We start from the raw sequence: 24,170 nt of genomic DNA on the forward strand, positions 1-24,170 counted from the left end.
TTAGATTTATTGATTTATTTTATTATAATTCCTGTTAAGACCGCCAGTCCAAAACTTAACAATGTACCAATTAATACATATTCCGTAAGCTTTCTCTGTTTTGCCTGGGCAAGGTCGCTGAATCTGAATACAGATTTGGCAGCCACCATGAAACCTACTCCTTCCCAGTGATTCACCATAATAAAAGTGAATACCAGCAGACGTTCTAAAATTCCGATATATTTTCCGGCACTTGTTAAAGATTCGGTTTGAATAGTGTTGGGTCCATCCGGAGCGGGTGTCCAGGATGACAATAGTATTTTGATAAAGATGGAAGCCGGTGTTGTAAGAAACAAGGCTGCCATAAGTATTTTTAAAAACTCCTGATTCTGTAAAAAACTGAAGTTAAATTCACCAAAATAAAAGGATACCCCTGCAATCACTAAAACATGAAGCAGCTGGTCTATGAAAAACCATCTTTTTTTCGTTTTTGCCTTCTGGAAACTAAGTTTAGCAGCATCAATAATGAAGTGCGTAATGCCAATTAATACAGCAACCCACCAAAGTTGGAGATCCCAAAGAAAAATAAGACTTAAAGCGATATGAATCAGAACATGAAAGTATAAAAACTTACTTTTCAGTTTATTGTTCTCCTTATCAGCAACCCATGAATTTGGCTGAAGTATAAAATCTCCGAGTAGATGTGCCAATATGAGTTTGATAAAGATCATGCTTATAGTTCTGATATTTTCTTTCTGAAATACTGATTGGTTTCCACGATGAGCTCATAGTTGGCTCGTTTCAGTCTCTGGCTTATAGAAGACTGTGAAATAGCAAATCTTTTGGCAAGATCCTCCTGGGTAATATCCTGATTCATGATCATTTCATGAATAATCTCTGAAGTAGCCATAGTCCAGTTGTCAAAATCCTTAGATGACCATTTCAATAAAATATTAAGATCCCTGTCTACAGAATCGTTTGAAGTTTTAATTGCTACGGTGTGCCCATCACTCTTCAAATCGTCCAGAAGTCTCCCGGAATTCACATAAGCAGTACCATTAGATTCAGTGATCTTTTCAGAAGAAAAACTTTCTTCACCAATACCTATGGCCATTCTTACATCCAGGTTTTCCTGACTTTTAATAAGGGATTTTATGGCTAGAAAACGCCAGAAAACAGAGTCAATACTGCATTTAAACTGAAATTCATCTCCCCTGTAGATTTCCCATGTATAAGGAGCACTTCCCCAGGTTTCGAGAAGATTTTTAAGCTTGGTGATCCAAACTTCAGTGTCTGCATGCTGTGAATTTATAATATCACCAGTAATGACCGCTATCATACTGCAAATATAAGCATAATTACTTATAAATAAAAAATATAAGCAGAAACACTTATAGATATTGATTATTAGTGAATATGCTTATATCGATTATACAGTAACTGTAAGGTTTTTAAGACCTTAGGTAAATTTTAAAATTACAAAAAAGTAAAATAAAATGAAAAATTTTCATGATGGGCGGAATATTAACTCACCTTTTTTTATATTTTTTTTATTAGAGAAGCTGTTTCCTGCTATCCGCTCATACTCCTCGCGCCCAGCTTTTCCTGCCGTATGCTGTGGGGTAACCGCTACTATCAGGGCTAAATAACCCTGCCAGGGGTTTCAAACCCCGGCAAGGTTAAATTATCTCTAAAAAAATAAAACCTAACAAGTTTCAAAAACCTGTTAGGTTGGTATGAAGTATATACTCTTGCTCTATTTCTTAATAAACTGCTGGGTGTGATCATCCAGTCTTAAAATATAGGTTCCTGTAGGAATTCCTTGTACAGAAATATCTTTCTTGTTTCTGAACGGATCTTTCTCTGTGAGAATCACTTTTCCTGAAAAATCAATGATCTGAGCTGTTTTTATTTTTTCAATTTCTCCGTTTACAAAAAGGCGATCATATACCGGATTTGGATATATTCCCAATTTTTTATCTTTGGATGCAATAAGTTCTGTCGTAGATAGAGTTCCAAGGTTTTGACAGTAATTGGATGGATAAGAGTCCCATTCTCCGATACTAAATGTACTATTAGGCTGATTGACTGAGTTCTTTCTATATAATGAAACATTACCGTTGTTATTGGATACGTATTTTGTACCAATTGCATCTACAGTAATTGTTTTATTATAAGCGAGTTCTACATAACTTTCGCCTTTGAAAGTCATAGGATCAGAAGCCGTGACAAATTTAGCCTGATCATTAGAATAACATGATAAAGTAGCTTTGGGATTCAGGATTACAAAAATTTCATTATTGCCTATTTTACCTTCCAATTCATAAGTATCTGCATTATAAATAGCTCCTGAAACATTATTCTTAAGCTGAATATTAATCCTATAATTATTTAAATTAACTTCATGCCCCGTCTTATTTACAATTTCCAATGCATTATTCTTAATAGTATTGGTTATATTATTGGTTCCTGAGATATACTTTGTGATCATAAGATCAGCAGCATATGAGTCTGAAGCAATAGTGGCAGCTATAACGGCATTACTGAACGGAGATTCCAGATATCCTTTATCAAAAGCCTTTACTGTAAATGTATAGGTCGTAGACGGGTTCAGGTGATCTATAGTTATAGAAGTTCCTTTGGTAACGGCAACAGGTGTTACTGAGTCATTCATATACACCCTGTATCCTAAAATATCTGTATCAGGAGATGCAGCCCAATTCAGGTTGACAAAATAAGCATTTTGTTGCGTTGAAACCAGAGATCCGGGAGCTGCAGGAGCAATATTATCCGGGGTTTCAGACCAGATTATGTCAATCCATTCGGGATGGTCAATGAACGGATTTCTATTTTTCTGTATGGTATATACTGCATTATTTCTATCGATTTCTCTCTGTGAAACAGGATCCATTGCACTCCATTGCTTAAGCATAGCAACATAAGGAATATCAATTGCTCTTTCTTCTGTCCCGTCAAGCGGGCATTGATCTGTAGCGGGTGTTATTGTTGCAGATGTGCTGTATGCCGTATTAAACGAGCCTAATTTACCTTCATATCTCACAGCGAAATACAGTAAAGTTCTCGCAACATCTCCTTTGAATTCATCAATAGGCTCGTACACCCTTCCTGCATAAGGATAATTAGGAATTGCAGCCTTGGATATCTTCGAAGTGTTGGTGAAAGTATAATAATTAGTAGTACCTGCTATTCCATAAGGATAGTTATTTCTTAGCTGATTGATTCTGGCGTCTGCCGGAACAATAAAATTCAGATCTGAATACATGGGATAATCACTAATCTTAGAGCTTGTACTGAATGTACTTTGAGGCATCATGTGCTCTCTGTTATACCCCATTCCTTCAGCACTTGCACCTGAAACCAATTGATCTATTTTGTATTCATAAGCATCTTGTCCTGATGGGATTTCGGAATACATATCCAGAAGGTATTCCGTATTAGAAGCATTATGATCATAATATTTATCTAGATCCGTCTGGCTGTAAAGTCCAGGAAGATCATCATAATGCCAATTGACAGTTTTTTCTGAAATAATATCATGAAGTTTAGATTTCAGGGCATAACCAGTTAATCCGGCTGTACCATTATAATATCCGGCAGGAGCCTGCGCAGAAATATAAGAAGAAATCAAAATAATAGGAAGTAGAATTTTTTTCATGCCTTAAAAATTGGGAGGCTAAATTAGTAAAATAAAATACGCAAAAGTTTGAATATTTTATTAAGAAAACATTAAATATTGAAATATAAAAAATTGGAAATTAAAATATTGGGTACGCTCCTATTATGGATGTAATAATTTTTTTTAGCATTCCGTCAATTTGGTTATCTTTGGGAACTAACTATTATCAATATGAATACAGAGACAATTGACAACATCAAAATGATAGCGGAGACAGCTAGAGAATTTGCAGAGAAGAATATCCGACCGAATATTATGGAGTGGGATGAAAGCCAGACTTTTCCAAAAGATTTATTTCACCAACTGGGAGAAATGGGTTTTATGGGAATCGTAATTCCTGAGCAGTACGGAGGTTCCGGTTTAGGTTATCACGAATATGTTACTATCCTGGATGAAATTTCTCAGGTAGACCCGTCTATTGGACTTTCTGTAGCAGCGCACAACTCTCTTTGTACAAATCATATTTATGAGTTTGGAAATGAAGAACAGAGACATAAATGGCTTCCTCAGTTGGCTTCCGGAAAAGTAATCGGAGCTTGGGGATTAACGGAGCACAACACCGGTTCAGATTCAGGAGGTATGTCTACCACTGCCGTGAAAGATGGTGATGAATGGATCATCAGCGGAGCTAAAAACTTTATCACTCACGCTATTTCAGGAGATATTGCGGTAGTAATGACCAGAACAGGTGAAATAGGAGCTAAAAATAACTCTACGGCTTTTGTTTTAGAAAAAGGAATGCCCGGATTTACTTCAGGAAAAAAAGAAAATAAATTAGGAATGCGTGCTTCTGAAACGGCAGAATTAATTTTTGATAATGTACGCGTACCGGATTCTCACCGTTTAGGTGAAGTAGGTGAAGGTTTCAAGCAAGCTATGAAAATCCTTGACGGAGGTAGAATTTCTATCGCTGCGTTAAGTTTAGGTACTGCAAGAGGAGCTTACAAAGCAGCTTTAAAATATGCTAAAGAAAGACACCAGTTCGGAAAATCAATCTCTGAATTCCAGGCAATCAACTTTATGCTGGCTGATATGGCTACAGAAATTGATGCTTCAGAACTTTTGATCCAAAGAGCAGCAACATTGAAAAATGCGAAACAAAAAATGACAAAAGAAGGAGCAATGGCAAAATTATATGCTTCTGAAGCTTGTGTAAGAATTTCCAACAATGCTGTTCAGATCTTCGGAGGTTACGGATATACAAAAGACTTCCCAGCTGAGAAATTCTACAGAGATTCTAAGCTTTGCACTATTGGTGAAGGAACTTCTGAGATCCAGAGACTGGTGATCGGAAGAGATATTACAAAATAATTTTAATCTTCATACAAATGATCAAACAGGCGCTTTTAGGTGAATTTCTGCATGAAGCGGAAAACACCAGAAAAATTTTAAAAGCAATCCCTGACAGCGCTTTAGACTGGAAACCGTCTGAAAAAAACTGGACTACCGGTCAGCTAGCCTCTCATATTGCAGAAGTTTACAACTGGTACGACCCTACCTTTAACCAGGATGTTTTTGACATGGGTAACTATCAGTACGATAAAGGTGATATTTCCAAAGCTGAAAATATTGTAGCGAAATTTGAAGAAAATGTAGCTAGAGCACAGAAAGTCCTGGAAGATTCCGATGAAAGCACTTATTTCAACGAATGGAAGATGGAAATGAATGGGAATGCTATATCCCCTGCTTCTCCAAGAATCCAGGTTGTAAGAGGTTTTCTTTACAATCATTTGTACCATCACAGAGGTGAGCTGGTTGTTTATTTAAGATCAACCGGAAATAAAGTCCCCGGACTTTACGGCCCTACTGCTGATGATAAAATGTAACTAAAAATTATTTTAATTGATAATGAATGACATGCGTAAATTACGCATGTCATTTTTTCATTTTGGGACATTGTCATTTTAAGGATATTCAATGTATTACATAATATGTTAAATGAACAATCAAAAAAATTCTTAAAAATTTTTGTTTTTCGTAATATAATTTTTATTAATTTCGATTTACCATAATAAAAACAAATATTTAATATGAAAAGACAATTAACCCTGCTTGGGATGCTTCTTATTACCGGAGTTGCCTTCGCACAGACTGACCGCCTTTGGTCTCAGGAAGTTTCAAGAACAGATTCACAGCCTTTTGAAAACAAAGCCAGCATTCGAAATCCCAAATTATTCAACCTGAATATCGATGGATTGAAGAATGCCCTTGCTAAAGCACCAAAGAGACTGGCAGTCGGCGAAAAATCAGAAGTTATCATTTCCTTTCCGAACTCTGATGGTAAAATGGAAAATTTCAAAGTAAAAGAAAATTCCAACTTCACTCCCGAATTGGCAGCCAAATATCCAGACATTAAATCTTATGTTGGCCAAGGGCTTGAAGATTCTAATTCAACAGTGTATTTCAGTATTTCTCCACTAGGACTGTCGTCTATGGAAATCTATGGTGATAAATCAGCTGTTTTTATTGAGCCTTATTCAAAAGATCTTTCTACGTATGTTGTTTACAAAAAATCTGATAAAAATGATGATCTTAGTAAATTTGAATGTACTGTAATAGATGTAGCTAAAAAAGGAGTATCTAATACCAGTATTGCAGCAAGACCTAACGCCGATGACGCTAAATTAAGAACATTCAGACTGGCATTATCCTGTACAGGTGAATATACTACTTATTTTGGAGGAACAAAAGCTCAGGCACTGGCAGCAATGAACAACACAATGACCCGCGTGAACGGTGTTTTTGAAAAAGATTTCGCGGCAAGAATGGTTCTTATTGCTAATAACGATGCTGTAATTTATACGAATGCTTCTACGGATCCTTACTCTGCTTCATCCGGAATGAGCAGCTGGAATTCTCAGTTACAAAGTACACTTACGTCTGTTATTGGAGAAGCGAATTACGATATCGGCCACTTATTCGGTGCTTCCGGAGGTGGAGGAAACGCAGGTTGTATTGGCTGTATCTGTACCAATGGCTCAAAAGGAAGTGGCTATACTTCCCCTGCAGATTCAATTCCTTCAGGAGATAATTTTGATATCGATTATGTAGCTCATGAAATGGGCCATCAATTCGGTGGAAATCATACCTTTTCTCATGGAAATGAAGGCACAGGTGTGAATATGGAACCGGGTTCAGGATCAACCATTATGGGATATGCAGGAATTACCAGCCAGGATGTTCAACCTCACTCCGATGCATTTTTCCATGCTGTAAGTATCCAACAAATCACCAATAATATTAAAGCTAAAACCTGTTCAGTCAATACGAATACAGGAAATTCTATTCCAACAGCAAATGCAGGTTCGGACTATACAATTCCAAAAGGAACACCATTCGTATTAACCGGAACCGGAACAGATGCAGACGGAGATTCATTAACCTATATCTGGGAACAGATGGATAATGCTTCTTCTTCTCAAACCGGAGCAAGCTCTGCTGCAAGCGCAACAAAAGCTTCAGGTCCTAACTTCAGATCATGGGCACCAACAACTGTTCCTACAAGATATTTCCCAAGAATGGCTTCTATCTTAGCTGGAGCAACCACAACAGCCGGTTCGGAAATTACTGTAGAAGCCCTTTCTTCAGTAGCAAGAACATTAAACTTCAGATTTACCACCCGTGACAACAAGGCTGGAGGTTCAGGAAACAATTCAGATGATGCTGTAATTACAGTAAACAGCACTGCAGGGCCTTTTGCTGTTACGTCTCAGAACTCAGCAACAACTTATACCGGTGGAAGTTCACAAACCGTAACATGGGATGTGGCAGGAACTACAGCCAATGGTGTAAATACAGCTAACGTAGATATTCTTTGGTCTACAGACAGCGGAAATACATGGACTACTCTATTATCAGCAACTCCTAACGATGGTTCACAAGCTGTAACAATTCCTAATGCTTCTACCACTACAGGAAGACTTATGGTAAAAGGATCTAATCATATTTTCTTTGATGTAAATAATGCCAATATTTCTGTAAATGCAGGATCAGGAACCCCTGATACGGTTGCTCCTACAGCACCTACCCTTGCAGCTTCAGGAACTACCTCTACAAGTACAAACCTTTCCTGGTCAGGTGCTACAGATAATGTAGGTGTTACAGGATATGATGTGTACATGGGAGCTTCATTAATCGGTTCTACAGCATCTACTACCTATACCGTAACAAGCTTAACTCCGTCCACTCCCTATAGCTTCTCTGTAAAAGCAAAAGATGCAGCAGGTAATGCTTCCTCTTCAAGTAATACAGTGAATGTTACAACACTTGCCGGTGGCGGAACTGTTACTTACTGTTCAGCTTCAGCATCCAATACTGCTGATGAAAGAATAGGAAATGTGAAATTCGGGACTATCAATAATACTTCAACAGGAACAGCAGGATATGAAAACTTTACAACCGTTTCTACTAACGTAACGAAAGGAACTGCTTATACACTTTCTATCACTCCGGTTTGGACTTCTACGAAGTACAATGAGGCTTATGCTGTTTATATTGATTATAACGGAGATGGAGACTTTACAGACAGTGGTGAACTTGTATGGTCAAAAGCAGGTTCTACAACAACGCCTGTTACAGGATCAGTTACTATTCCATCAACAGCAGCTCTTGGTTCAACAAGAATGAGAGTGATGATGAAATACAGCTCTATTCCTACTTCATCTTGTGAAGCTTATACCTACGGACAAGTTGAAGATTACACTGTTAACATTGTTTCTTCAGGAAGAGGAGAACTTTCGAATACAAATAATCTGATTACAGATATCAAACTATACCCTAACCCGGTAAAAGATATTATGTATATCTCCAATACAACATCTGAAGAATATAAAATCTTTGATATGGGAGGAAAAGTAGTTAACTCAGGAAAACTTCAGAGAGGATCTGTGAATGTAAGCAACCTGATTAAAGGAGCTTATACCATTCAGATCGGTGAAGTATCAAAACGATTTATTATAAATTAATAACTATTAAAATTAAAATAACACAAAAGACTGTTCTATATGGAACAGTCTTTCTTTTTATCGCTATTTTAATTGTTATTTTTCATTTAATCACAGGATCTATTGCTAATAATTGAAATATCCTATGGTAATTTTAAATTTTAAACAATCCTTTTTTCATAGTTTTAAACAAGATAAATAAAATTACACTTTTATATGAAAAAACAATTATTGATGATGGGAATGCTTGTATTATCAGGTTTTTCCTTCGCACAGACAGATCATCTATGGACTCAAGGGGTGGAAAGAAATTCTTCACCCGTTTTTGAAAACATGCTTAATATAAGAAGTCCGAAAATTCTCCAATTAAATATCAATGGGTTGAAAAATGCATTGGCAAGTGCTCCTAAAAGATTGACTGCTGGTGAAAAATCTCAAATTATCATTTCTTTCCCCAATGCGGAAGGTAAGATGGAAAAGTTTAAGGTGACAGAAAATTCAAATTTCCAGCCCGAACTGGCATCAAAGTACCCGGACATTAAGTCTTACATTGGAGAAGGTATAGAAAATCCTGATGCAACAGTTTACTTTAGTATTTCCCCTTTAGGGCTTTCTTTTATGGAAATTTATGGGGATAAATCGGCCACTTTTATTGAACCTTATACTAAAGATTTATCTTCTTATGTGATTTATAAGAAATCTGATAGAAAAGATAATTTAAGTAAGTTTGAATGTACCGTACTAGAGTCAGCCCAAAAAGGAACTTCTTCAAAAATTGCGGCCAGAAATGCCAATGATTCAACACTGAGGACATTTAAATTAGCTCTTTCCTGTACAGGAGAATACACAACGTATTTCGGTGGAACGAAAGCACTGGCGTTAGCAGCGATGAACAATACTATGACCCGTGTAAACGGTATTTTTGAAAAAGATTTTTCAGCAAGAATGGTCATTATTGCTAATAATGATCAATTAATTTATACTAACGCCTCTACAGACCCTTATTCAGACGCAAGCATAGGACCCGCTAAAATCAATAGTAATAATACTAAAGGCTGGAGTTTGCAATTACAAAATACGCTGACTGATGTCATAGGAAATGATGCCTATGATATTGGACATTTGTTCGGTGCTTCAGGAGGCGGGGGCAATGCCGGATGTATTGGTTGTATTTGTGTAAATGATACATCAGATACTTTAGATAAAAATAAAGGAAGCGGTTATACTTCCCCAAATGGTACCCCACCATCCGGTGATGCTTTTGATATTGATTTTGTAGCTCATGAAATGGGGCATCAGTTCGGCGGCAATCACACCTTTTCTTTTGACAATGAAGGCTCTGGAGTCAATATGGAGCCCGGATCAGGTTCTACCATCATGGGGTATGCAGGAATTACAGATCAGGATATTCAGCCTAATTCTGATGCATTTTTCCATGCTATAAGCATTCAGCAGATTACCAATAATATTAAAACGAAAACATGTTCTGTAGATACATCTACAGGAAATTCAATTCCTACAGCCAATGCAGGATTAGATTATACCATTCCTAAAAGTACACCTTTTATGCTGACCGGATCAGGCACCGATGCAAATGGGGATTCCCTTACCTATATTTGGGAACAAATAGATAATGCTTCATCTACTCAAAAAGGGACTAGCTCTGCAGCCAGTGCTACAAAAAAATCAGGCCCTAATTTCAGATCATGGACGCCTACTACCTCACCTATAAGATACTTTCCAAGAATGGCTTCCATATTAACTGGAGCAACCACTACAGCAGGTTCAGAAATTACTGTTGAAGCACTTTCTTCAGTAGCAAGAACATTAAACTTCAGAGTTACTGTTCGTGATAACAGAGCTGGAGGATCTGGAAATAATTCTGATGATGCAAAGATTACGGTAAATGCTACTGCAGGCCCTTTCAATATTACTTCACAGAATAGTGCGGTTTCTTATGCTGGAGGGAGTACACAAACCATTACCTGGAATGTGGCAGGAACTACTTCGAATGGTGTAAACACGGCCAATGTAGACATCCTTTGGTCAACTGATAACGGAAACAGCTGGACTACTCTACTGGCGGCAACCCCAAATGATGGTTCGCAGGCTGTAACAATCCCCAATGCTGCTACTACATCTGGAAGAATTATGGTAAAAGGAACCAATCATATTTTCTTTGATGTGAATAATGCCAATATCTCAGTAACTCCTAAGGTTACAAAAGTTGTAAGTAAAGAAGTATTGAGAGAAACATCAGCAGAGATGAAACTATATCCAAATCCTGTAAAAGATGTTCTAACGATTTCAAATACAAATACTGAAGAATATAAAATCTTTGATATGTCCGGAAAACTGGTACACTCAGGAAAACTTCAAAGAGGCACAGCTAATGTAAGCAGCCTTATAAAAGGAGCCTATATGATTCAGATAGGAGAAACAACAAAACGATTCATTAAGGATTAATTGCCTTAATATAAATAATTAAAAGAAGTGAAACTGCTCTATTACAGGGCAGTTTTTTATTTGTTTATTTTCAGTCAGTTATCTATTTTATCAAATTCTTATTTTAAATTATTCTAAAGAAAAATAATATTTTAATAAAAATTTCCTTAGTTTTGAATGATCTAAAAAAATCACGGCAACATGAAAAAACAATTATTAATGATGGGGATGCTAGTGTTATCAGGCATTTCTTTTGCGCAAACAGACCGTTTATGGTCTAAAAGGTCCCAGGAAAATTCTTCACCTATTTTTGAGAATATGAAAAATATTGACAATCCGAGAATTTTCCATTTGGATATTAATGGATTAAAAAGCGCACTCACAAGAACACCAAAAAGAGCAACAGAAAAATCTTCAGTTATTATTTCTCTTCCTAATTCAACAGGAAAGATGGAGCGTTTCAGGGTAACGGAAAATTCAAATTTCGATCCTGAATTAGCAGCCAAATATCCGGATATTAAATCTTATATTGGCCAGGGAATAGAAGATAAAACTTCTACGGTTTATTTCAGTATTTCTTCTTTAGGATTGTCTTCTATGGAAATTTATGGTGATAAATCAGCTGTTTTTATTGAACCTTATGCCAAAGATCTTTCCACTTATGCTGTTTACAAAAGATCAGACAGAAAAAATGACCTGAATAATTTTGAATGCAAAGTTCTGGAATCTGCACAAAAGGGAACATCCAACGTAATCACAGCCAAAAATGCTGATGATGCAGTATTAAGAACATTCCGACTGGCATTATCCTGTACCGGGGAATATGCAAATTATTTTGGAGGAACCAAAGCCGATGCTTTAGCAGCCATGAATAATACCATGACCCGTGTCAATGGTATTTTTGAAAATGATTTTGCTGCAAGAATGGTTCTGATCCCTAATAATGACACAATTATTTATACTAATGCAAACAATGATCCTTACTCTCTATCCATAGAAATGTACAAATGGAACTTCGAGCTTATGAATGATCTGAATTCAAAAATAGGTAATGAAAATTTTGACATCGGACATTTATTTGGAGCTACAGGAGGTGGTGGTGATGCAGGGTGTATAGGATGTATTTGCAGTAATGACATGTCTGTTGTTGTAAGTCAGGGCGTTAATACTCCTATCAATTATAAAGGAAGTGGCTATACCTCTCCTTCCAGTGGAGGTCCTAAAGGTGATACTTTCGACATTGATTTTGTAGCTCATGAAATGGGACATCAATTCGGAGGAAACCATACATGGTCCTACTCTACACAAAGCGATTTACAATCTGTTGAACCGGGCTCCGGATCTACAATTATGGGATATGCCGGAATTACAAGTTATGATGTTCAGCCTCACTCTGATACATTTTTCCATGCCATAAGCATTCAACAGATCACCAATACTATTAAATCTAAAACCTGTTCTGTAAATACACCTACAGGTAATTCAGTTCCTACAGCCAATGCAGGAGCAGATTACACTATTCCTAAAAGTACACCATTTGTACTTACAGGCTCAGGAACTGATACAGATGGAGATTCACTTACCTATATCTGGGAACAGATGGATAAGGGAACTTCTTCTCAAACAGGAAGTAACTCTGCGGCCACATCAACAAAAACAAATGGGCCAACATTCAGATCATGGGTGCCCTCTGCTTCACCTGTAAGATATTTCCCTAAAATGACTACTATTTTAACAGGAGCAACAGAAACAATGGGATCAGAAATAAGAGTGGAGGCTTTATCTTCCGTTTCAAGAGATCTGAATTTCAGATTAACCGTAAGAGACAATAGATTAGGAGGGGCAGGAAACAATTCTGATGATGCAAAAATCAGAGTGAACGCTGTTGCGGGTCCTTTTATTATCACATCACAGAATGCTGCAGTATCTTATGTAGGAGGAACCTCACAAACAATAACCTGGAATGTGGCAGGCACAACCTCTAATAATATCAATGCTGCCAATGTAGATATCCTTTGGTCTACTGATAATGGAGAAACCTGGACTACTTTATTGACAGGAACACCGAATGACGGTTCTGAACCAGTAGTAATCCCTAATGTTGCAACCAATTCGGGGAGAATCATGGTAAAAGGAAGCAATCATATCTTTTTTGATATCAATAACGCTGATATTTCTGTAACTGCCGGCGAGTTGTCTACTGCAGAGACTCAACTGAAAGATTCTGTAGAAATTAAGCTGTATCCAAACCCGGTGAAGGATATCCTAACCCTTTCCAATACAAGGTCAGAAAGATACAAAATCTATGATATGTCCGGAAAACTGATCATGGAAGGTGCTCTTCAGAACGGAACAATCAATGTAAGCAGCCTGATCAAAGGAAATTATGTTATTCAAATTGAGAAATTCTCCAAGATGTTCATTAAAAAATAACATATTAAGAACACATTATTACAAAATAAGCTACCTCATTTTTTGAAGTAGCTTATTTTTATATCAGGTTATTAAAAATTACAATTTTGTGGCAACAAAAATTTTCATTGGCCAGTTAAGATTAAATGTCCCATCTTCTTGTTTTTGAATTCCCAATAATTCATGTGCTGCATTCAGGCAATCTTCAGGAGTTGTTGAAATCATTGCGTGGAACTTGTATATAAAATCACCAATCTCTTCCTCTTTTTTAAACTTCCATTGTAACGGCAGATCATATATTTCAGGATTTGAGAATCCACTTATTGCACAAAGTGTTTCTGTAAAGCCATCACTCCAAAATGCGACTTCATGACCTGTCACACAATGTTTAGCAACATGTCTGTCAAAATAATCAGCTAATTTAGTAGATGACCATACATCACCAATTACCAACCTGCCATTTTTTTTCAGAATACGGGAAAAATTACCAAAGGCTTTTGTTTTATCAAAACAATGATGTAGTGCACCAAAGCTCCAAACAGCATCAACTTTTTCTTCTGGAAGCGAAATATGATCTGCTCCCTCTTGTAAAACCTCAATATTTTCTTTCTTTAATCCTTTAACTCCATTAAGCTGATCGTCTGACGGGTCAGAAACAATAAGCTTCCCTGCAGGCAACATATCCGCCAATATTCCTGAAAAGAATCCACTTCCTGCACCTGCTTCCAGAATAACTTCATGAGATTGGGGAGCAAGATATTTTTTCATTACATATATATCACTTTCTCTTGCGTCGGGATAATCGTTAAGAGCCTGTTTGTACATTTGTGATCTTAATCCATTAAATAAGATTTGATTTTCTTTCATAATATTTTTGTTGGTGTGTATGAGTAATTTTTAAATAAAAAAACTGTTCATAATTATTTATGTTTAACAAAAATAGTTCTATAATTCCAAAAAACATCACATAATTCATAATATAAATCTTATATGTTGAAAATATACTATAAATTCATTTTTTTAACTTAAATTTATCACTCAAAACCAGTACCGTTACCAGTTTGTATTTAAAGGAGGCTTTCCATAGCTTTTCTTATGATGGATCATTCTATTATTTTGATTCCTTTTTCCTTCATTTTAGAAGATAAGGTTCATTATATTAAATCAAATATTCTTTGATAAAGAAAATACCTGTACACTTGTAAAAGATAATCTATTCTATATAAGCACTGCTGTTGGCCTGCATCCCTGATAATACCTATTTAAATTTTTACATAATTTAATTTATATATATGAAACATTTATTTAAGTACATTTTATTTCTGGCCATGGCATCTTTTTCTATGGCCTGTAGCTCTGATGACAGAGAAGAAGAAATTATTATCCAGCCAAGCCCGGTAAAAATCGTATTTTTCAAAAATGCTGATGATTTTGCGACCACTTATGATCCGGACAATAAAGTAAACCAAACAATCAGGATGCAGGCATTTGACCTGTATAAACAGGGAAACTGGAAAGAGCTTGAAAAACTATTCCAGACTAATAACCTGAATAGCGGCTGGCCACCGGCAAACGGCGGTTACAATATTGTAGATGATGTTGCAATACAGGCCGGACAAAAATATGACAGATATAGTGGTGCCGTTGGAAGCTATAACGGAACCGGAAATCCAACGTTAGGCGGGAATTTTACCAGCCCAATCATCAATGGGTATGTATATACTTTCACAGAAAGGGCTTTAAACCAGCCTGAAAACAAATATGATTTCTATTATCAGATAGATGTCCTTAATGCATTACCTTTTAGATCTCAAACGGCAGATATTATTCCCTGGTTTAATCAAACCGGAAACGGAAAACAGACCATGTGGAAAATTCCCATTGACATTAATACCGGATTTCCGAAAACTTGGAATAAATTAGCAGAAGAAGGATATATTAAAATTACCATTAAAAAAAGCCCAAGTGGAAAATACCCTAACCTGGAAGGGACTGTGATCCAGTAAACAATTAAGCTCAGATGTATTCAATATCAAAAAAAATAAGAATTGGTAAAAAAGCCCTGCTCAAGAAAGACAGGTTCATTAATGACGAAGCAATTCCGGCAGCCATAACCCAGTTTTCCTGCTGTGAATGCAGTCATGAAAATTCAATTGAAATCTCTCCCTATCAGTCGGGTTTTCCGATCATGAAGATCTACCATGAAGATCTCGTAGCATCAAAATCAGAACTGTTAAAAAGGGGAATGGTTACCGAAACCTCACAGAGAATGCAACATTATGGAGAATTAACAGTAAATGATCTGCCTACATTATACTTCGGAACCACCTGCACATCCTGCAGCACAAACTATATTTGTATATTTAGCTATGGAGAAAAACAGCCAGGTTTAGAAATATTAAATATCTCCGGAATTTGGGAATATCAGGAATTGTAATAATTAAAATTGAATACCACCAATAGATTTTAAATAAGAACCACAGCTCTAGAGTTGTGGTTTTTTGTATCATATTAAAAATTACTGACACTTAAAATTATCCAAAACCATTTAAAAACATAAACATCTGTGAAAATCTGCGTCATCTGTGGTCTAGAAACCTATTTCAATCCAACATTTCTTCTATTTTCCCTTCATTCATGATATTTTGTGAAAGTTTACTTTATGAGTTTACAATTCGTTTTTTATCTTTGTGGTAAATAAAAAATTTCATGGATAAAATTGATAGTTTGAACCAAGTAGCAGAATTCCATACTACTTTCAAAGCCCCTATTCTAGACACCCCACAAATTCCTTCTCCGGAAAGATGCAATCTTAGAGTAGAACTTCTACAGGAAGAACTTAATGAACTGAAACAAGCAATTGCCGACAATAATATTGTAGAAATTGCAGATGCTCTTTGTGATTTACAGTATGTTTTAAGTGGTGCTGTACTGGAATTCGGACTTGGCAACAAATTTGTAGAGCTATTCAACGAAGTTCAGCGTTCTAATATGTCTAAAGCATGTGATAATGAGGAACAGGCTAATGAAACCGTTGAATTCTATAAAGAAAAGGACGTAGAATCTTTTTATGAGAAATCTGGTGAAAAGTTCAATGTGTACAGAAAAGCAGATCATAAAGTATTAAAAAACAAATACTACTCTCCTGCTGATCTAAAGTCAATTATTGAAAAATAAAATATGAAAAAATTTATTACAAATATTGTTGCCGCTTCAAGTTTATTTTTAGCTACCCAAGAGCTTAGTGCTCAGAAAGTAGTGGTTAACCGCGAAGTCACCACCGAAAAAGATGGCAAAATGCTTCTGGGACATCAGTTGAAGGGACAGTTTTTGAAAGCTCCTTATGCTGACTGGTATGTAAAAGAGCATGATGAATATGCTTTGGACCAGAAGGCAGTCAGTGAACTGAGAAAGGAAAGGCTGGGATCTTATGATATCATAGTTTTCATGGGAACCTGGTGTGAAGACAGTCACAGAGATTTTCCAAGACTGATGAAAATTCTGGAAGATATAAGCTATCCTGAAAGCAAGCTGACCATTATCGCTGTTAACCGTAAAAAAGAATCTCCTAGTGGAGACGAATCTCTTTATAACATCCAGAAAGTTCCTACCATTATCCTGAAAAGATATGGAAAAGAAGTAGGTAGAATTGTAGAAATGCCTACCAGTGGATATATTGAAAGAGATTTAGCTGAAATTCTGAAAAAGAATGACTCCTCTATAATTAAAGAAATTTTTAAATAGATTTGAGAAATTATAAACCAATTTTATCGTTTGCAGCGGGGGCCGGTGTTATGGTTCTTCTGTTTTTTGGGCTTAAATCCTGTCTTAATCTTGGTAAGAAAACGGAAAAGTCAGATTATTATATCCTGACCAACCAGATCTCCAAAATGAATAAGATGGTGGTGATAGAACAGAACAATTCCAGCATGCAGAAAACCAAAATGGGCTATGAATTCATGGGTAAAGAGGTTTCCAGTAACAGTATTATTACCTTTACAAAAACCAATGCACAGGTTTCTTATGATCTGAATAAAATGAAGATTGAAGTAGACTCCATCAACAAGAAGCTGGTCATCACTGAACTTCCTGATGCAGACATCAGGATTACACCCAGCGTTGAAATTCAATCCCTGGATGATTCCTTTTTTAATAGAATTTCTGAGAAGGATATTAAAAATGTAACGGCAAAAGCTAAGGAAACAGCAACTAAATCTATTGATCAGAACCAGTTGAGAACTGAAGGACGAAAGCAATTGATGGAAAATCTTGATAATATTTTTGTTTTGGCAAAGGCTTTGAATTATACTATAGAAGATAAGACCGGAAAGATCGGTATTCTTGGACTCTAAAAATAATTCAGCAATGGACTCAAAAGGAAATAAAAAGAAAAAGGAATCTGCCAATACCGCAGAAACCCAAAAGCAAAATCAGGATTTCCAGAATATTCCTGCTTCATCGAAAAAGGTTAATCCCCCTGATATCGACAAGGAAGACATTCAAAAAGCTTCCAAAAACAAATCAGGAAAAACGGATAATACAAAAGAGTAAAAAAACTGTTAAGGTTTAAATATTTCAGAAATAAAACGAAAGGATCTGTCTCATAAGAGGCAGATCCTTTCTTCTAACTATCTATCTAAGTGAACCTTCATATATAACTACACAATGGTAGATTTTCCAATTTTTACATTTTCAAAATTATAATAGGACTTCTCGGAATACCTGATATGATCCGCAATAAAGCTTCCCACTTCACTGGTAGAATAATATTGTTTGGTATTAAGATCTATCGTCACATATTTATTTTCGATCGCATACTCTACAGACTGCCTCAGTTTGTTGGCGGCAGACTGTAATCCAAGATGATCCAGCATCATTGCCACACTTAAAATAGAAGCAATAGGGTTAGCAATTCCTTTTCCTTTTGCCTGTGGATAAGAACCGTGAATAGGCTCAAACAATGCATTATTCTCTCCTACTGATGCCGACGGAAGCAATCCGATAGACCCTCCAATCACACTGGCTTCATCAGAAATAATATCCCCAAACATATTTTCCGTTAAAATAACATCAAACTGCTTTGGATTAAGGATCAACTGCATGGCTGCATTATCTACAAACATATAATCTAACTGTACATCCGGATATTCAGAAGCAATTTCCTGGCAGATCTTTCTCCATAATCTGGAAGTATCTAAAACATTAGCTTTATCTATTAAAGTCAGTTTTTTATTTCTTTTCTGTGCTTCCTGAAATGCCATATGGGCAATAGGAAGAATATCTTCTCTGCTGTACTTGCATATATCATAAGCATACGCTCCTTCCGGATCAGTAAATTTTTCTCCGAAATAAATCCCGCTTACAAGTTCTCTGAAAATCTGAATATCCGCACCTTCTATGATCTCTCTTTTAAGTGGACTTTTTTCAATCAGAGAAGCATATGTTTTTAAAGGACGGATGTTGGCAAATAATCCTAATTCCTTACGAAGTCTCAATAGTCCCTGCTCCGGTCTTATCTTGGCATCAGGATTATTGTCAAATACAGGATCTCCTATCGCTCCGAAAAGCACAGCGTCAGATTCCTTACAGATCTTAAGGGTTTCTTCCGGTAAGGGATCTCCTGTTTTAAAAATAGCCTCTGCTCCTATCAACCCGTAATCAAAGTGGAATTTATATTGGAAAGCTTCAGCAATCACATCCAAAATCTTGATGCTTTCACTGATGATTTCAGGCCCAATTCCGTCTCCGGGAAGTACTGCGATTTTAAAATAATTGTTGCTCATTTTTTTTCTGTGTCTTTAGTTCAAATTCTGCGATCGCCTTTTTTTTGCTGATTAAGAAATCAATATCGTCATAGCCATTCATAAGGCATATTTTTTTATAAGAATCAAGTTCAAAAGTTTCTGTGGTATCTTTGAAACTGATGGATTGCAATTCTACATCAATAGCAATTTCATTATCCGGATTTTCATTGATTCCTTCTAAAATTTCCTTTAAGAATTCTTCAGAAACTTTTACCGGAAGAAGGCCGTTATTTAAAGCATTTCCTTTAAAAATGTCAGCAAAATAACTGGAAATAATAACCTTGAATCCATAATCCGTTAATGCCCATGCGGCATGCTCCCGACTGCTTCCACATCCGAAATTATTTCCTGCTACTAAAATCTTGCCACTGAATTTTGGATTGTTCAGTACAAAATCAGGATTAGGTTCATGGGTGTGAATATTGTATCTCCAATCTCTGAACAGATTTTCTCCAAAACCTTTTCTGTCAATACTTTTTAGGAATCTTGCAGGGATAATCTGATCTGTATCTATGTTTTCTGCCGGCAATGGAACTGCACTGGATTTTATAATAACTAATTTTTGCATGTAATTTTAATTTAAACTTTCAAAAGCTGAAATTCTACCTTCTATTGCGGCTTTCGCTGCTGTAAGCGGACTTGCCAGAATTGTTCTGGAGCCTTGCCCCTGTCTTCCTTCAAAATTTCTGTTTGAAGTAGAGACACAATACTCTCCCTCCGGAATTTTATCATCGTTCATGGCCAGGCAAGCAGAGCATCCGGGCTGGCGGATCTGGAATCCCGCATCATTAAAAATTTCATCAAGTCCTTCCTCATAGATCTGTTTTACAACCTGCTGAGAACCCGGAACAATTAATGCTTTTACAGCATCAGATTTACTTTTCCCTTTGATATATTGAGCTGCGGATCTAAAATCTTCAATCCTTGCATTCGTACAGCTTCCTATAAATACATAATTAATTTTTATACTGGATGGAGTCTGTCCGGCTTCCAGTCCCATATACTGTAAAGCTTTTGCTTCAGATTCGTTTTGAGGGACAGGAATAGTTTCATGGATAGAAATCCCCATTCCTGGATTCGTTCCATAGGTAATCATTGGATAAATATCTGATGCATCGAAGGTAAGTTCCTGATCAAAAACAGCTCCTTCGTCAGTCTTTAATGTATTCCAATACGCTATTTTTTCTTCCCATTCTTCTCCTTGTGGAGCAAATGTTCTTCCTTTAACGTATTCAAAAGTGGTTTTATCCGGAGCGATCATTCCGCCTCTGGCTCCCATTTCAATACTCATATTACACACCGTCATCCTTCCTTCCATCGACATCTCTTCGAAAACATTTCCGGCATATTCACAAAAATATCCTGTGCCACCATCAGTTCCTGTTTTTGAAATAATATAAAGGATAACATCTTTAGCCTGAACATTATCATTAAGCTTACCTTTTACAGTAATTCTCATTGATTTAGGCTTGTTAAGTAACAGGCACTGACTTGCAAATACCTGAGCTACCTGACTGGTTCCGATTCCAAAGGCAATACTTCCAAATGCTCCATGCGTTGAAGTATGACTGTCTCCACATACAATACTCATTCCCGGCTGTGTAATCCCTAGTTCAGGAGCGATAATATGGACAATTCCCTGATACTGATGTCCCAATCCGAATAATTCGATATTATTTTTCTGACAATTTTCAGTTAACTGCTGAACCTGATTTCTGGACAATTCATCACGTATTGGTTCTTCCTGATGAAGTGTTGGTACATTGTGATCTGCAGTAGCCACGATCTGCTCCGGTCTGAATATTTCCAGATTTCTGGATTCAAGCTCTGCAAATGCCTGTGGACTGGTTACTTCATGGATCAGATGTTTATCAATATAGATGACCTGTGGCCCGTCAGGAACCGTATCTACTACATGAGCATCCCAAACTTTATCAAAAAGTGTCTTTCTATTTTCGTTCATTTTTACTTTATCTTGAATTAAATCAAACCCTATCCTATTTTTCTGCTGCATGTTTCCATGATCAAAGCCAGATCTTCATTACCGATTTCCTTTTTAAGATCTGCTATTTTTAAGAATTCCTGATACAGGTAATCCAATTCATCTTTGGTGACATCATGACCAATATGTTTAAAACGGTAAGCTAATGCTGAACGTCCACTTCTGGCTGTAAGAATGATGGAAGAAGCATTTACACCCACTTCAGCCGGATCAATAATTTCATAAGTTTCTCTATTTTTGATCACGCCATCCTGATGAATTCCTGAGCTGTGAGCAAATGCATTGGCTCCTACAATGGCCTTATTAGGCTGTACAGACATTCCCATTAGATCTGAAACCATAGTGCTCAGTTCATTCAACATTCTGGAATTGATGTCTGTATGGAGATTCAACTGTTTGTGTTGCTTCAGAATCATGACGACCTCTTCTAAGGCTGTATTTCCTGCTCTTTCCCCCAATCCATTAATCGTACATTCGATCTGGCGGGCTCCGTTGATGGCTCCGGAAATAGAATTTGCAGTAGCTAAGCCTAAATCATTATGACAGTGGCATGACAGAACTGCTTTTTCAATTCCTTTTACATTTTCTCTCAGGTATTTTATTTTCTGGCCATATTCTTCCGGTAAACAGTATCCTGTAGTATCAGGAATGTTCAGAACGGTAGCACCAGCCTTAATTACAGCTTCACAAACCTGTGCCAGGTAAGCATTATCTGTTCTTCCCGCATCTTCAGCGTAAAATTCTACATCTTCTACGTAGTTTTTGGCATATCTTACTGCTTCAGCTGCACGTTCTATAATATTTTCTCTTGTTGAGTTGAATTTATATCTGATATGTGAATCGGAAGTACCGATTCCTGTGTGTATTCTTGGTTTCTTTGCAAACCTTAAAGCTTCAGCAGCAGTATCAATATCTTTTTTATTTGCCCTTGTCAATCCGCATACTTTTGCATTTCGTACGAGTTTTGAAATTTCAGAAACGGATTCAAAATCTCCAGGACTGGAAATAGGAAACCCTGCTTCAATGATATCAACGCCCAATTCATCAAGCCTTTCAGCAATAATCAGTTTCTGTTTTGTATTCAGTTTACAACCAGGAACCTGCTCCCCATCTCGTAGTGTGGTATCAAAAATTTCAATTTTTTCGGAATTCATAAATGAAGTTTTTTACTTAATTTTGATTCAAAACTACAGCTTGCAATATTTTTTCATTTTCAGTTTTCCAGAAAATTACAATATTCAACAGTTGAAGAATTAGTTTTATCTTATTGATAATTAATTATTTAAATTTTAAAAATTTACAATGGCAGAATTGCAGAAAGATTTTTTGTTTGTATTGGTAAAGTCATTGACGACTTCCGAAAAGCGACAGTTTAAGTTATATGTGAACCGTCTCGGAATTAATGTAGATGCTAAATTTCTGCTTTTATTTGCTGAAATGGATAAGATGAAAGAGTATGATGAAAGTATAATTATCGAGAAGAAAATATCTACGAAACAACAGCTTTCTAATCTTAAAGCACATCTTTATAAACAAATTCTTGTAAGCCTCCGCATGAACCCCAGTCATCAGAATTATAGAATTCAGCTCCGGGAACAGTTGGATTTTGCCAATATTCTGTACCAGAAAGGGCTTTACAAACAGGCTTTAAAGATCCTTGACAAAACCAAACAGACGGCTTTGGAATTGGATGAAAAAAGTATCGCCTCCGAAGTTATAGACCTTGAAAAAGTAATTGAATCCCAATTCATTACCAGAAGTATTGAAGGGCGTGCGGAGGAGCTAATAAGACAGTCCCAGGAATTAAGCAAACAAAACCGTTATACTACAAAATTATCCAACCTTTCTCTGAAATTATACAGTGAAATGCTGACTCATGGTTATGTAAAAAATGATACAGATCGTGAAGAAATTCTGGATATTTTCAATTCTCATATTAAAAATATAAGGTTCGACAAGCTGAATTTTACAGAGAAACTATGGTATTTTAAAGCGCATGTCTGGAAAAATCAGTTGTTACAGGATTATAAATACACCTTGAAATATGCTTATCAATGGGTGGATTTGTTTCATAAAAGTCCGGAAATGATCTTCAGCCATCCGGTTTGGTATATTAAAGGAAATACTTATCTGTTGAAAATCCTGTTTCTGTACGGAAATATTGATATTCTGGAGGAGAATTTTAAGGAATTTAATATAAGAGTTAATGCTGAAAATTTTTCTCAGAATGAGAATCTTCAGTCCCTTATTTTCCTTACGCATTACAATACGCTGATGAACATTCATTTTGTTAAAGGTGAGTTTTTTACAGGAACCAAGCTTATTCCTGAAATCGAATTGAAAATGGAAAAACTTAGAGAACGAATTGATGAGCACCATTTTATGATCCTTTATCTTAAAATGGCTGCCATGTTCTTTGGAAGCAAGATGTACAAAAAGTCGATTGAATACTCTATGAGAGTTATAGAATCGAAGGGAAATGTACAGGAAGACCTGTTGTTTCACACTCGAATTCTGATTCTGATGTCCAAGTATGAATCCGGAAATGATGAAGATTATGATGAGTTCATTGCTTCTACTCTGAAATTTGCCCGGAAGATGAAAAAACCTGAGGAATTTCACTTTGAAAGCATTCAGTTTTTTAAAAATGTGAATAATCAGTTACCGGATCAAAGACAGAAGGCTTTTGAGATTTTTGATAAGAAGTTAGAAGATTTTTCTCACAATGAATACTATAGACGATCATTATTTTATATTGATATCCATGGGTGGATAAAATCTAAGGTTCAGAATGTAGATGTAATCGAGATTATTAAGCAGAAAGTGAGATACAAGAGGAAAGGCTAATGAATTTTTCTCTCTGATCTCGGAGATTAAGCAGATTATTG

At 36.3% G+C, this 24,170-nt stretch carries 20 protein-coding genes; 12 read left to right on the forward strand and 8 right to left on the reverse strand.

The features are described 5' to 3' along the window. Window positions 1-14: 14 nt before the first annotated feature. The 3 genes from M2372_RS09985 to M2372_RS09995 all read right to left on the reverse strand — a co-directional run bounded on the left by M2372_RS09985 (window position 15) and on the right by M2372_RS09995 (window position 3,655). A complete protein-coding gene (locus tag M2372_RS09985) occupies window positions 15-710 on the reverse strand; it encodes a DUF3307 domain-containing protein (protein WP_123319178.1) in 696 nt (231 codons plus the stop codon). Between the two features lie 2 nt (window positions 711-712). Next, complete coding sequence (locus M2372_RS09990; RefSeq protein ID WP_115972546.1) at window positions 713-1,318, reverse strand: SatD family protein; 606 nt, start codon at window positions 1,316-1,318, stop codon at window positions 713-715. 417 nt (window positions 1,319-1,735) lie between these two features. After that, the gene (locus M2372_RS09995; protein WP_123319179.1) at window positions 1,736-3,655 is read right to left on the reverse strand and encodes an endonuclease; all 1,920 of its coding nucleotides are present in this window, start codon (window positions 3,653-3,655) and stop codon (window positions 1,736-1,738) included. A 192-nt stretch (window positions 3,656-3,847) separates the two neighbouring features. Here M2372_RS09995 and M2372_RS10000 point away from each other — a divergent pair, with 192 nt between their 5' ends. The 5 genes from M2372_RS10000 (at window position 3,848) to M2372_RS10020 (ending at window position 13,497) form a co-directional block, all read left to right on the forward strand. Further along, complete coding sequence (locus tag M2372_RS10000) at window positions 3,848-4,987, forward strand: acyl-CoA dehydrogenase family protein (RefSeq protein ID WP_123319180.1); 1,140 nt, start codon at window positions 3,848-3,850, stop codon at window positions 4,985-4,987. Between the two features lie 17 nt (window positions 4,988-5,004). Then, window positions 5,005-5,502: a DinB family protein gene (locus M2372_RS10005; RefSeq protein ID WP_123319181.1), complete on the forward strand. Its 498-nt coding sequence runs from the start codon at window positions 5,005-5,007 to the stop codon at window positions 5,500-5,502. A 204-nt stretch (window positions 5,503-5,706) separates the two neighbouring features. Beyond that, the gene (locus M2372_RS10010; RefSeq protein ID WP_123319182.1) at window positions 5,707-8,640 is read left to right on the forward strand and encodes a reprolysin-like metallopeptidase; all 2,934 of its coding nucleotides are present in this window, start codon (window positions 5,707-5,709) and stop codon (window positions 8,638-8,640) included. A gap of 195 nt (window positions 8,641-8,835) precedes the next feature. After that, a complete protein-coding gene (locus tag M2372_RS10015) occupies window positions 8,836-11,085 on the forward strand; it encodes a zinc-dependent metalloprotease (RefSeq protein ID WP_123319183.1) in 2,250 nt (749 codons plus the stop codon). Window positions 11,086-11,265: 180 nt separating this feature from the next. Next, on the forward strand, window positions 11,266-13,497 hold the full coding sequence (locus M2372_RS10020) for a zinc-dependent metalloprotease (RefSeq protein WP_123319184.1): 2,232 nt from the start codon (window positions 11,266-11,268) through the stop codon (window positions 13,495-13,497). A 78-nt stretch (window positions 13,498-13,575) separates the two neighbouring features. Here the strand turns inward: M2372_RS10020 and M2372_RS10025 are convergent, their stop codons facing one another. Then, window positions 13,576-14,343 (reverse strand): class I SAM-dependent methyltransferase, encoded by a 768-nt coding sequence (locus M2372_RS10025; protein WP_123319185.1) that lies wholly within the window; start codon window positions 14,341-14,343, stop codon window positions 13,576-13,578. Between the two features lie 425 nt (window positions 14,344-14,768). Between M2372_RS10025 and M2372_RS10030 the strand changes: the two genes are divergently transcribed. From M2372_RS10030 to M2372_RS10055, 6 genes are all read left to right on the forward strand, one after another. After that, window positions 14,769-15,482 carry a glycohydrolase toxin TNT-related protein gene (locus M2372_RS10030; protein ID WP_123319186.1) on the forward strand — a complete coding sequence of 238 codons (714 nt, stop codon included), beginning with the start codon at window positions 14,769-14,771 and terminating at the stop codon, window positions 15,480-15,482. A 14-nt stretch (window positions 15,483-15,496) separates the two neighbouring features. Next, a complete protein-coding gene (locus tag M2372_RS10035) occupies window positions 15,497-15,913 on the forward strand; it encodes a hypothetical protein (protein WP_123319187.1) in 417 nt (138 codons plus the stop codon). A gap of 272 nt (window positions 15,914-16,185) precedes the next feature. Then, complete coding sequence (locus tag M2372_RS10040; RefSeq protein ID WP_045496588.1) at window positions 16,186-16,653, forward strand: nucleoside triphosphate pyrophosphohydrolase family protein; 468 nt, start codon at window positions 16,186-16,188, stop codon at window positions 16,651-16,653. Window positions 16,654-16,656: 3 nt separating this feature from the next. After that, on the forward strand, window positions 16,657-17,220 hold the full coding sequence (locus M2372_RS10045) for a thioredoxin family protein (RefSeq protein WP_115972555.1): 564 nt from the start codon (window positions 16,657-16,659) through the stop codon (window positions 17,218-17,220). Window positions 17,221-17,222: 2 nt separating this feature from the next. Beyond that, window positions 17,223-17,828, forward strand: a complete 606-nt coding sequence (locus tag M2372_RS10050) for a DUF4230 domain-containing protein (protein WP_115972556.1) — start codon at window positions 17,223-17,225, stop codon at window positions 17,826-17,828. A 13-nt stretch (window positions 17,829-17,841) separates the two neighbouring features. Then, window positions 17,842-18,027, forward strand: coding sequence for a hypothetical protein (locus M2372_RS10055; protein WP_123320075.1), 186 nt, complete (start codon window positions 17,842-17,844; stop codon window positions 18,025-18,027). Window positions 18,028-18,134: 107 nt separating this feature from the next. On the opposite strand, the gene leuB is transcribed toward M2372_RS10055, so the two are convergent. The 4 genes from leuB to M2372_RS10075 are packed head-to-tail and all read right to left on the reverse strand — an operon-like array spanning window position 18,135 to window position 22,436. Beyond that, on the reverse strand, window positions 18,135-19,259 hold the full coding sequence (gene leuB, locus M2372_RS10060) for a 3-isopropylmalate dehydrogenase (RefSeq protein ID WP_123319188.1): 1,125 nt from the start codon (window positions 19,257-19,259) through the stop codon (window positions 18,135-18,137). Further along, window positions 19,240-19,848: a 3-isopropylmalate dehydratase small subunit gene (leuD, locus tag M2372_RS10065; protein WP_115972558.1), complete on the reverse strand. Its 609-nt coding sequence runs from the start codon at window positions 19,846-19,848 to the stop codon at window positions 19,240-19,242. Before leuD ends, leuB begins: the two co-directional genes overlap by 20 nt. A gap of 6 nt (window positions 19,849-19,854) precedes the next feature. Then, window positions 19,855-21,243 carry a 3-isopropylmalate dehydratase large subunit gene (gene leuC, locus M2372_RS10070; protein WP_123320076.1) on the reverse strand — a complete coding sequence of 463 codons (1,389 nt, stop codon included), beginning with the start codon at window positions 21,241-21,243 and terminating at the stop codon, window positions 19,855-19,857. 29 nt (window positions 21,244-21,272) lie between these two features. Continuing rightward, window positions 21,273-22,436 carry a 2-isopropylmalate synthase gene (locus tag M2372_RS10075; RefSeq protein ID WP_115972559.1) on the reverse strand — a complete coding sequence of 388 codons (1,164 nt, stop codon included), beginning with the start codon at window positions 22,434-22,436 and terminating at the stop codon, window positions 21,273-21,275. Between the two features lie 148 nt (window positions 22,437-22,584). Between M2372_RS10075 and M2372_RS10080 the strand changes: the two genes are divergently transcribed. Beyond that, on the forward strand, window positions 22,585-24,129 hold the full coding sequence (locus M2372_RS10080) for a hypothetical protein (protein WP_115972560.1): 1,545 nt from the start codon (window positions 22,585-22,587) through the stop codon (window positions 24,127-24,129). Window positions 24,130-24,170: the final 41 nt, after the last annotated feature.

The sequence above is a fragment of the Chryseobacterium sp. BIGb0232 genome, from assembly GCF_024810195.1.
Classification (GTDB): Bacteria; Bacteroidota; Bacteroidia; order Flavobacteriales; family Weeksellaceae; genus Chryseobacterium; species Chryseobacterium pennae.

Excerpts from the sequence above, each read along its gene's own strand:
- M2372_RS10000 (WP_123319180.1), top strand. The coding sequence starts at position 3,848 with ATGAATACAGAGACAATTGACAACATCAAAATGATAGCGGAGACAGCT.
- M2372_RS10040 (WP_045496588.1), top strand. The coding sequence starts at position 16,186 with ATGGATAAAATTGATAGTTTGAACCAAGTAGCAGAATTCCATACTACT.
- M2372_RS10005 (WP_123319181.1), top strand. The coding sequence starts at position 5,005 with ATGATCAAACAGGCGCTTTTAGGTGAATTTCTGCATGAAGCGGAAAAC.
- leuC (WP_123320076.1), bottom strand. The coding sequence starts at position 21,243 with ATGAACGAAAATAGAAAGACACTTTTTGATAAAGTTTGGGATGCTCAT.
- leuD (WP_115972558.1), bottom strand. The coding sequence starts at position 19,848 with ATGCAAAAATTAGTTATTATAAAATCCAGTGCAGTTCCATTGCCGGCA.
- leuB (WP_123319188.1), bottom strand. The coding sequence starts at position 19,259 with ATGAGCAACAATTATTTTAAAATCGCAGTACTTCCCGGAGACGGAATT.
- M2372_RS10010 (WP_123319182.1), top strand. The coding sequence starts at position 5,707 with ATGAAAAGACAATTAACCCTGCTTGGGATGCTTCTTATTACCGGAGTT.
- M2372_RS10045 (WP_115972555.1), top strand. The coding sequence starts at position 16,657 with ATGAAAAAATTTATTACAAATATTGTTGCCGCTTCAAGTTTATTTTTA.
- M2372_RS10075 (WP_115972559.1), bottom strand. The coding sequence starts at position 22,436 with ATGAATTCCGAAAAAATTGAAATTTTTGATACCACACTACGAGATGGG.
- M2372_RS10035 (WP_123319187.1), top strand. The coding sequence starts at position 15,497 with ATGTATTCAATATCAAAAAAAATAAGAATTGGTAAAAAAGCCCTGCTC.
- M2372_RS10080 (WP_115972560.1), top strand. The coding sequence starts at position 22,585 with ATGGCAGAATTGCAGAAAGATTTTTTGTTTGTATTGGTAAAGTCATTG.
- M2372_RS09990 (WP_115972546.1), bottom strand. The coding sequence starts at position 1,318 with ATGATAGCGGTCATTACTGGTGATATTATAAATTCACAGCATGCAGAC.
- M2372_RS10025 (WP_123319185.1), bottom strand. The coding sequence starts at position 14,343 with ATGAAAGAAAATCAAATCTTATTTAATGGATTAAGATCACAAATGTAC.
- M2372_RS09985 (WP_123319178.1), bottom strand. The coding sequence starts at position 710 with ATGATCTTTATCAAACTCATATTGGCACATCTACTCGGAGATTTTATA.
- M2372_RS10030 (WP_123319186.1), top strand. The coding sequence starts at position 14,769 with ATGAAACATTTATTTAAGTACATTTTATTTCTGGCCATGGCATCTTTT.
- M2372_RS10015 (WP_123319183.1), top strand. The coding sequence starts at position 8,836 with ATGAAAAAACAATTATTGATGATGGGAATGCTTGTATTATCAGGTTTT.
- M2372_RS09995 (WP_123319179.1), bottom strand. The coding sequence starts at position 3,655 with ATGAAAAAAATTCTACTTCCTATTATTTTGATTTCTTCTTATATTTCT.
- M2372_RS10020 (WP_123319184.1), top strand. The coding sequence starts at position 11,266 with ATGAAAAAACAATTATTAATGATGGGGATGCTAGTGTTATCAGGCATT.
- M2372_RS10055 (WP_123320075.1), top strand. The coding sequence starts at position 17,842 with ATGGACTCAAAAGGAAATAAAAAGAAAAAGGAATCTGCCAATACCGCA.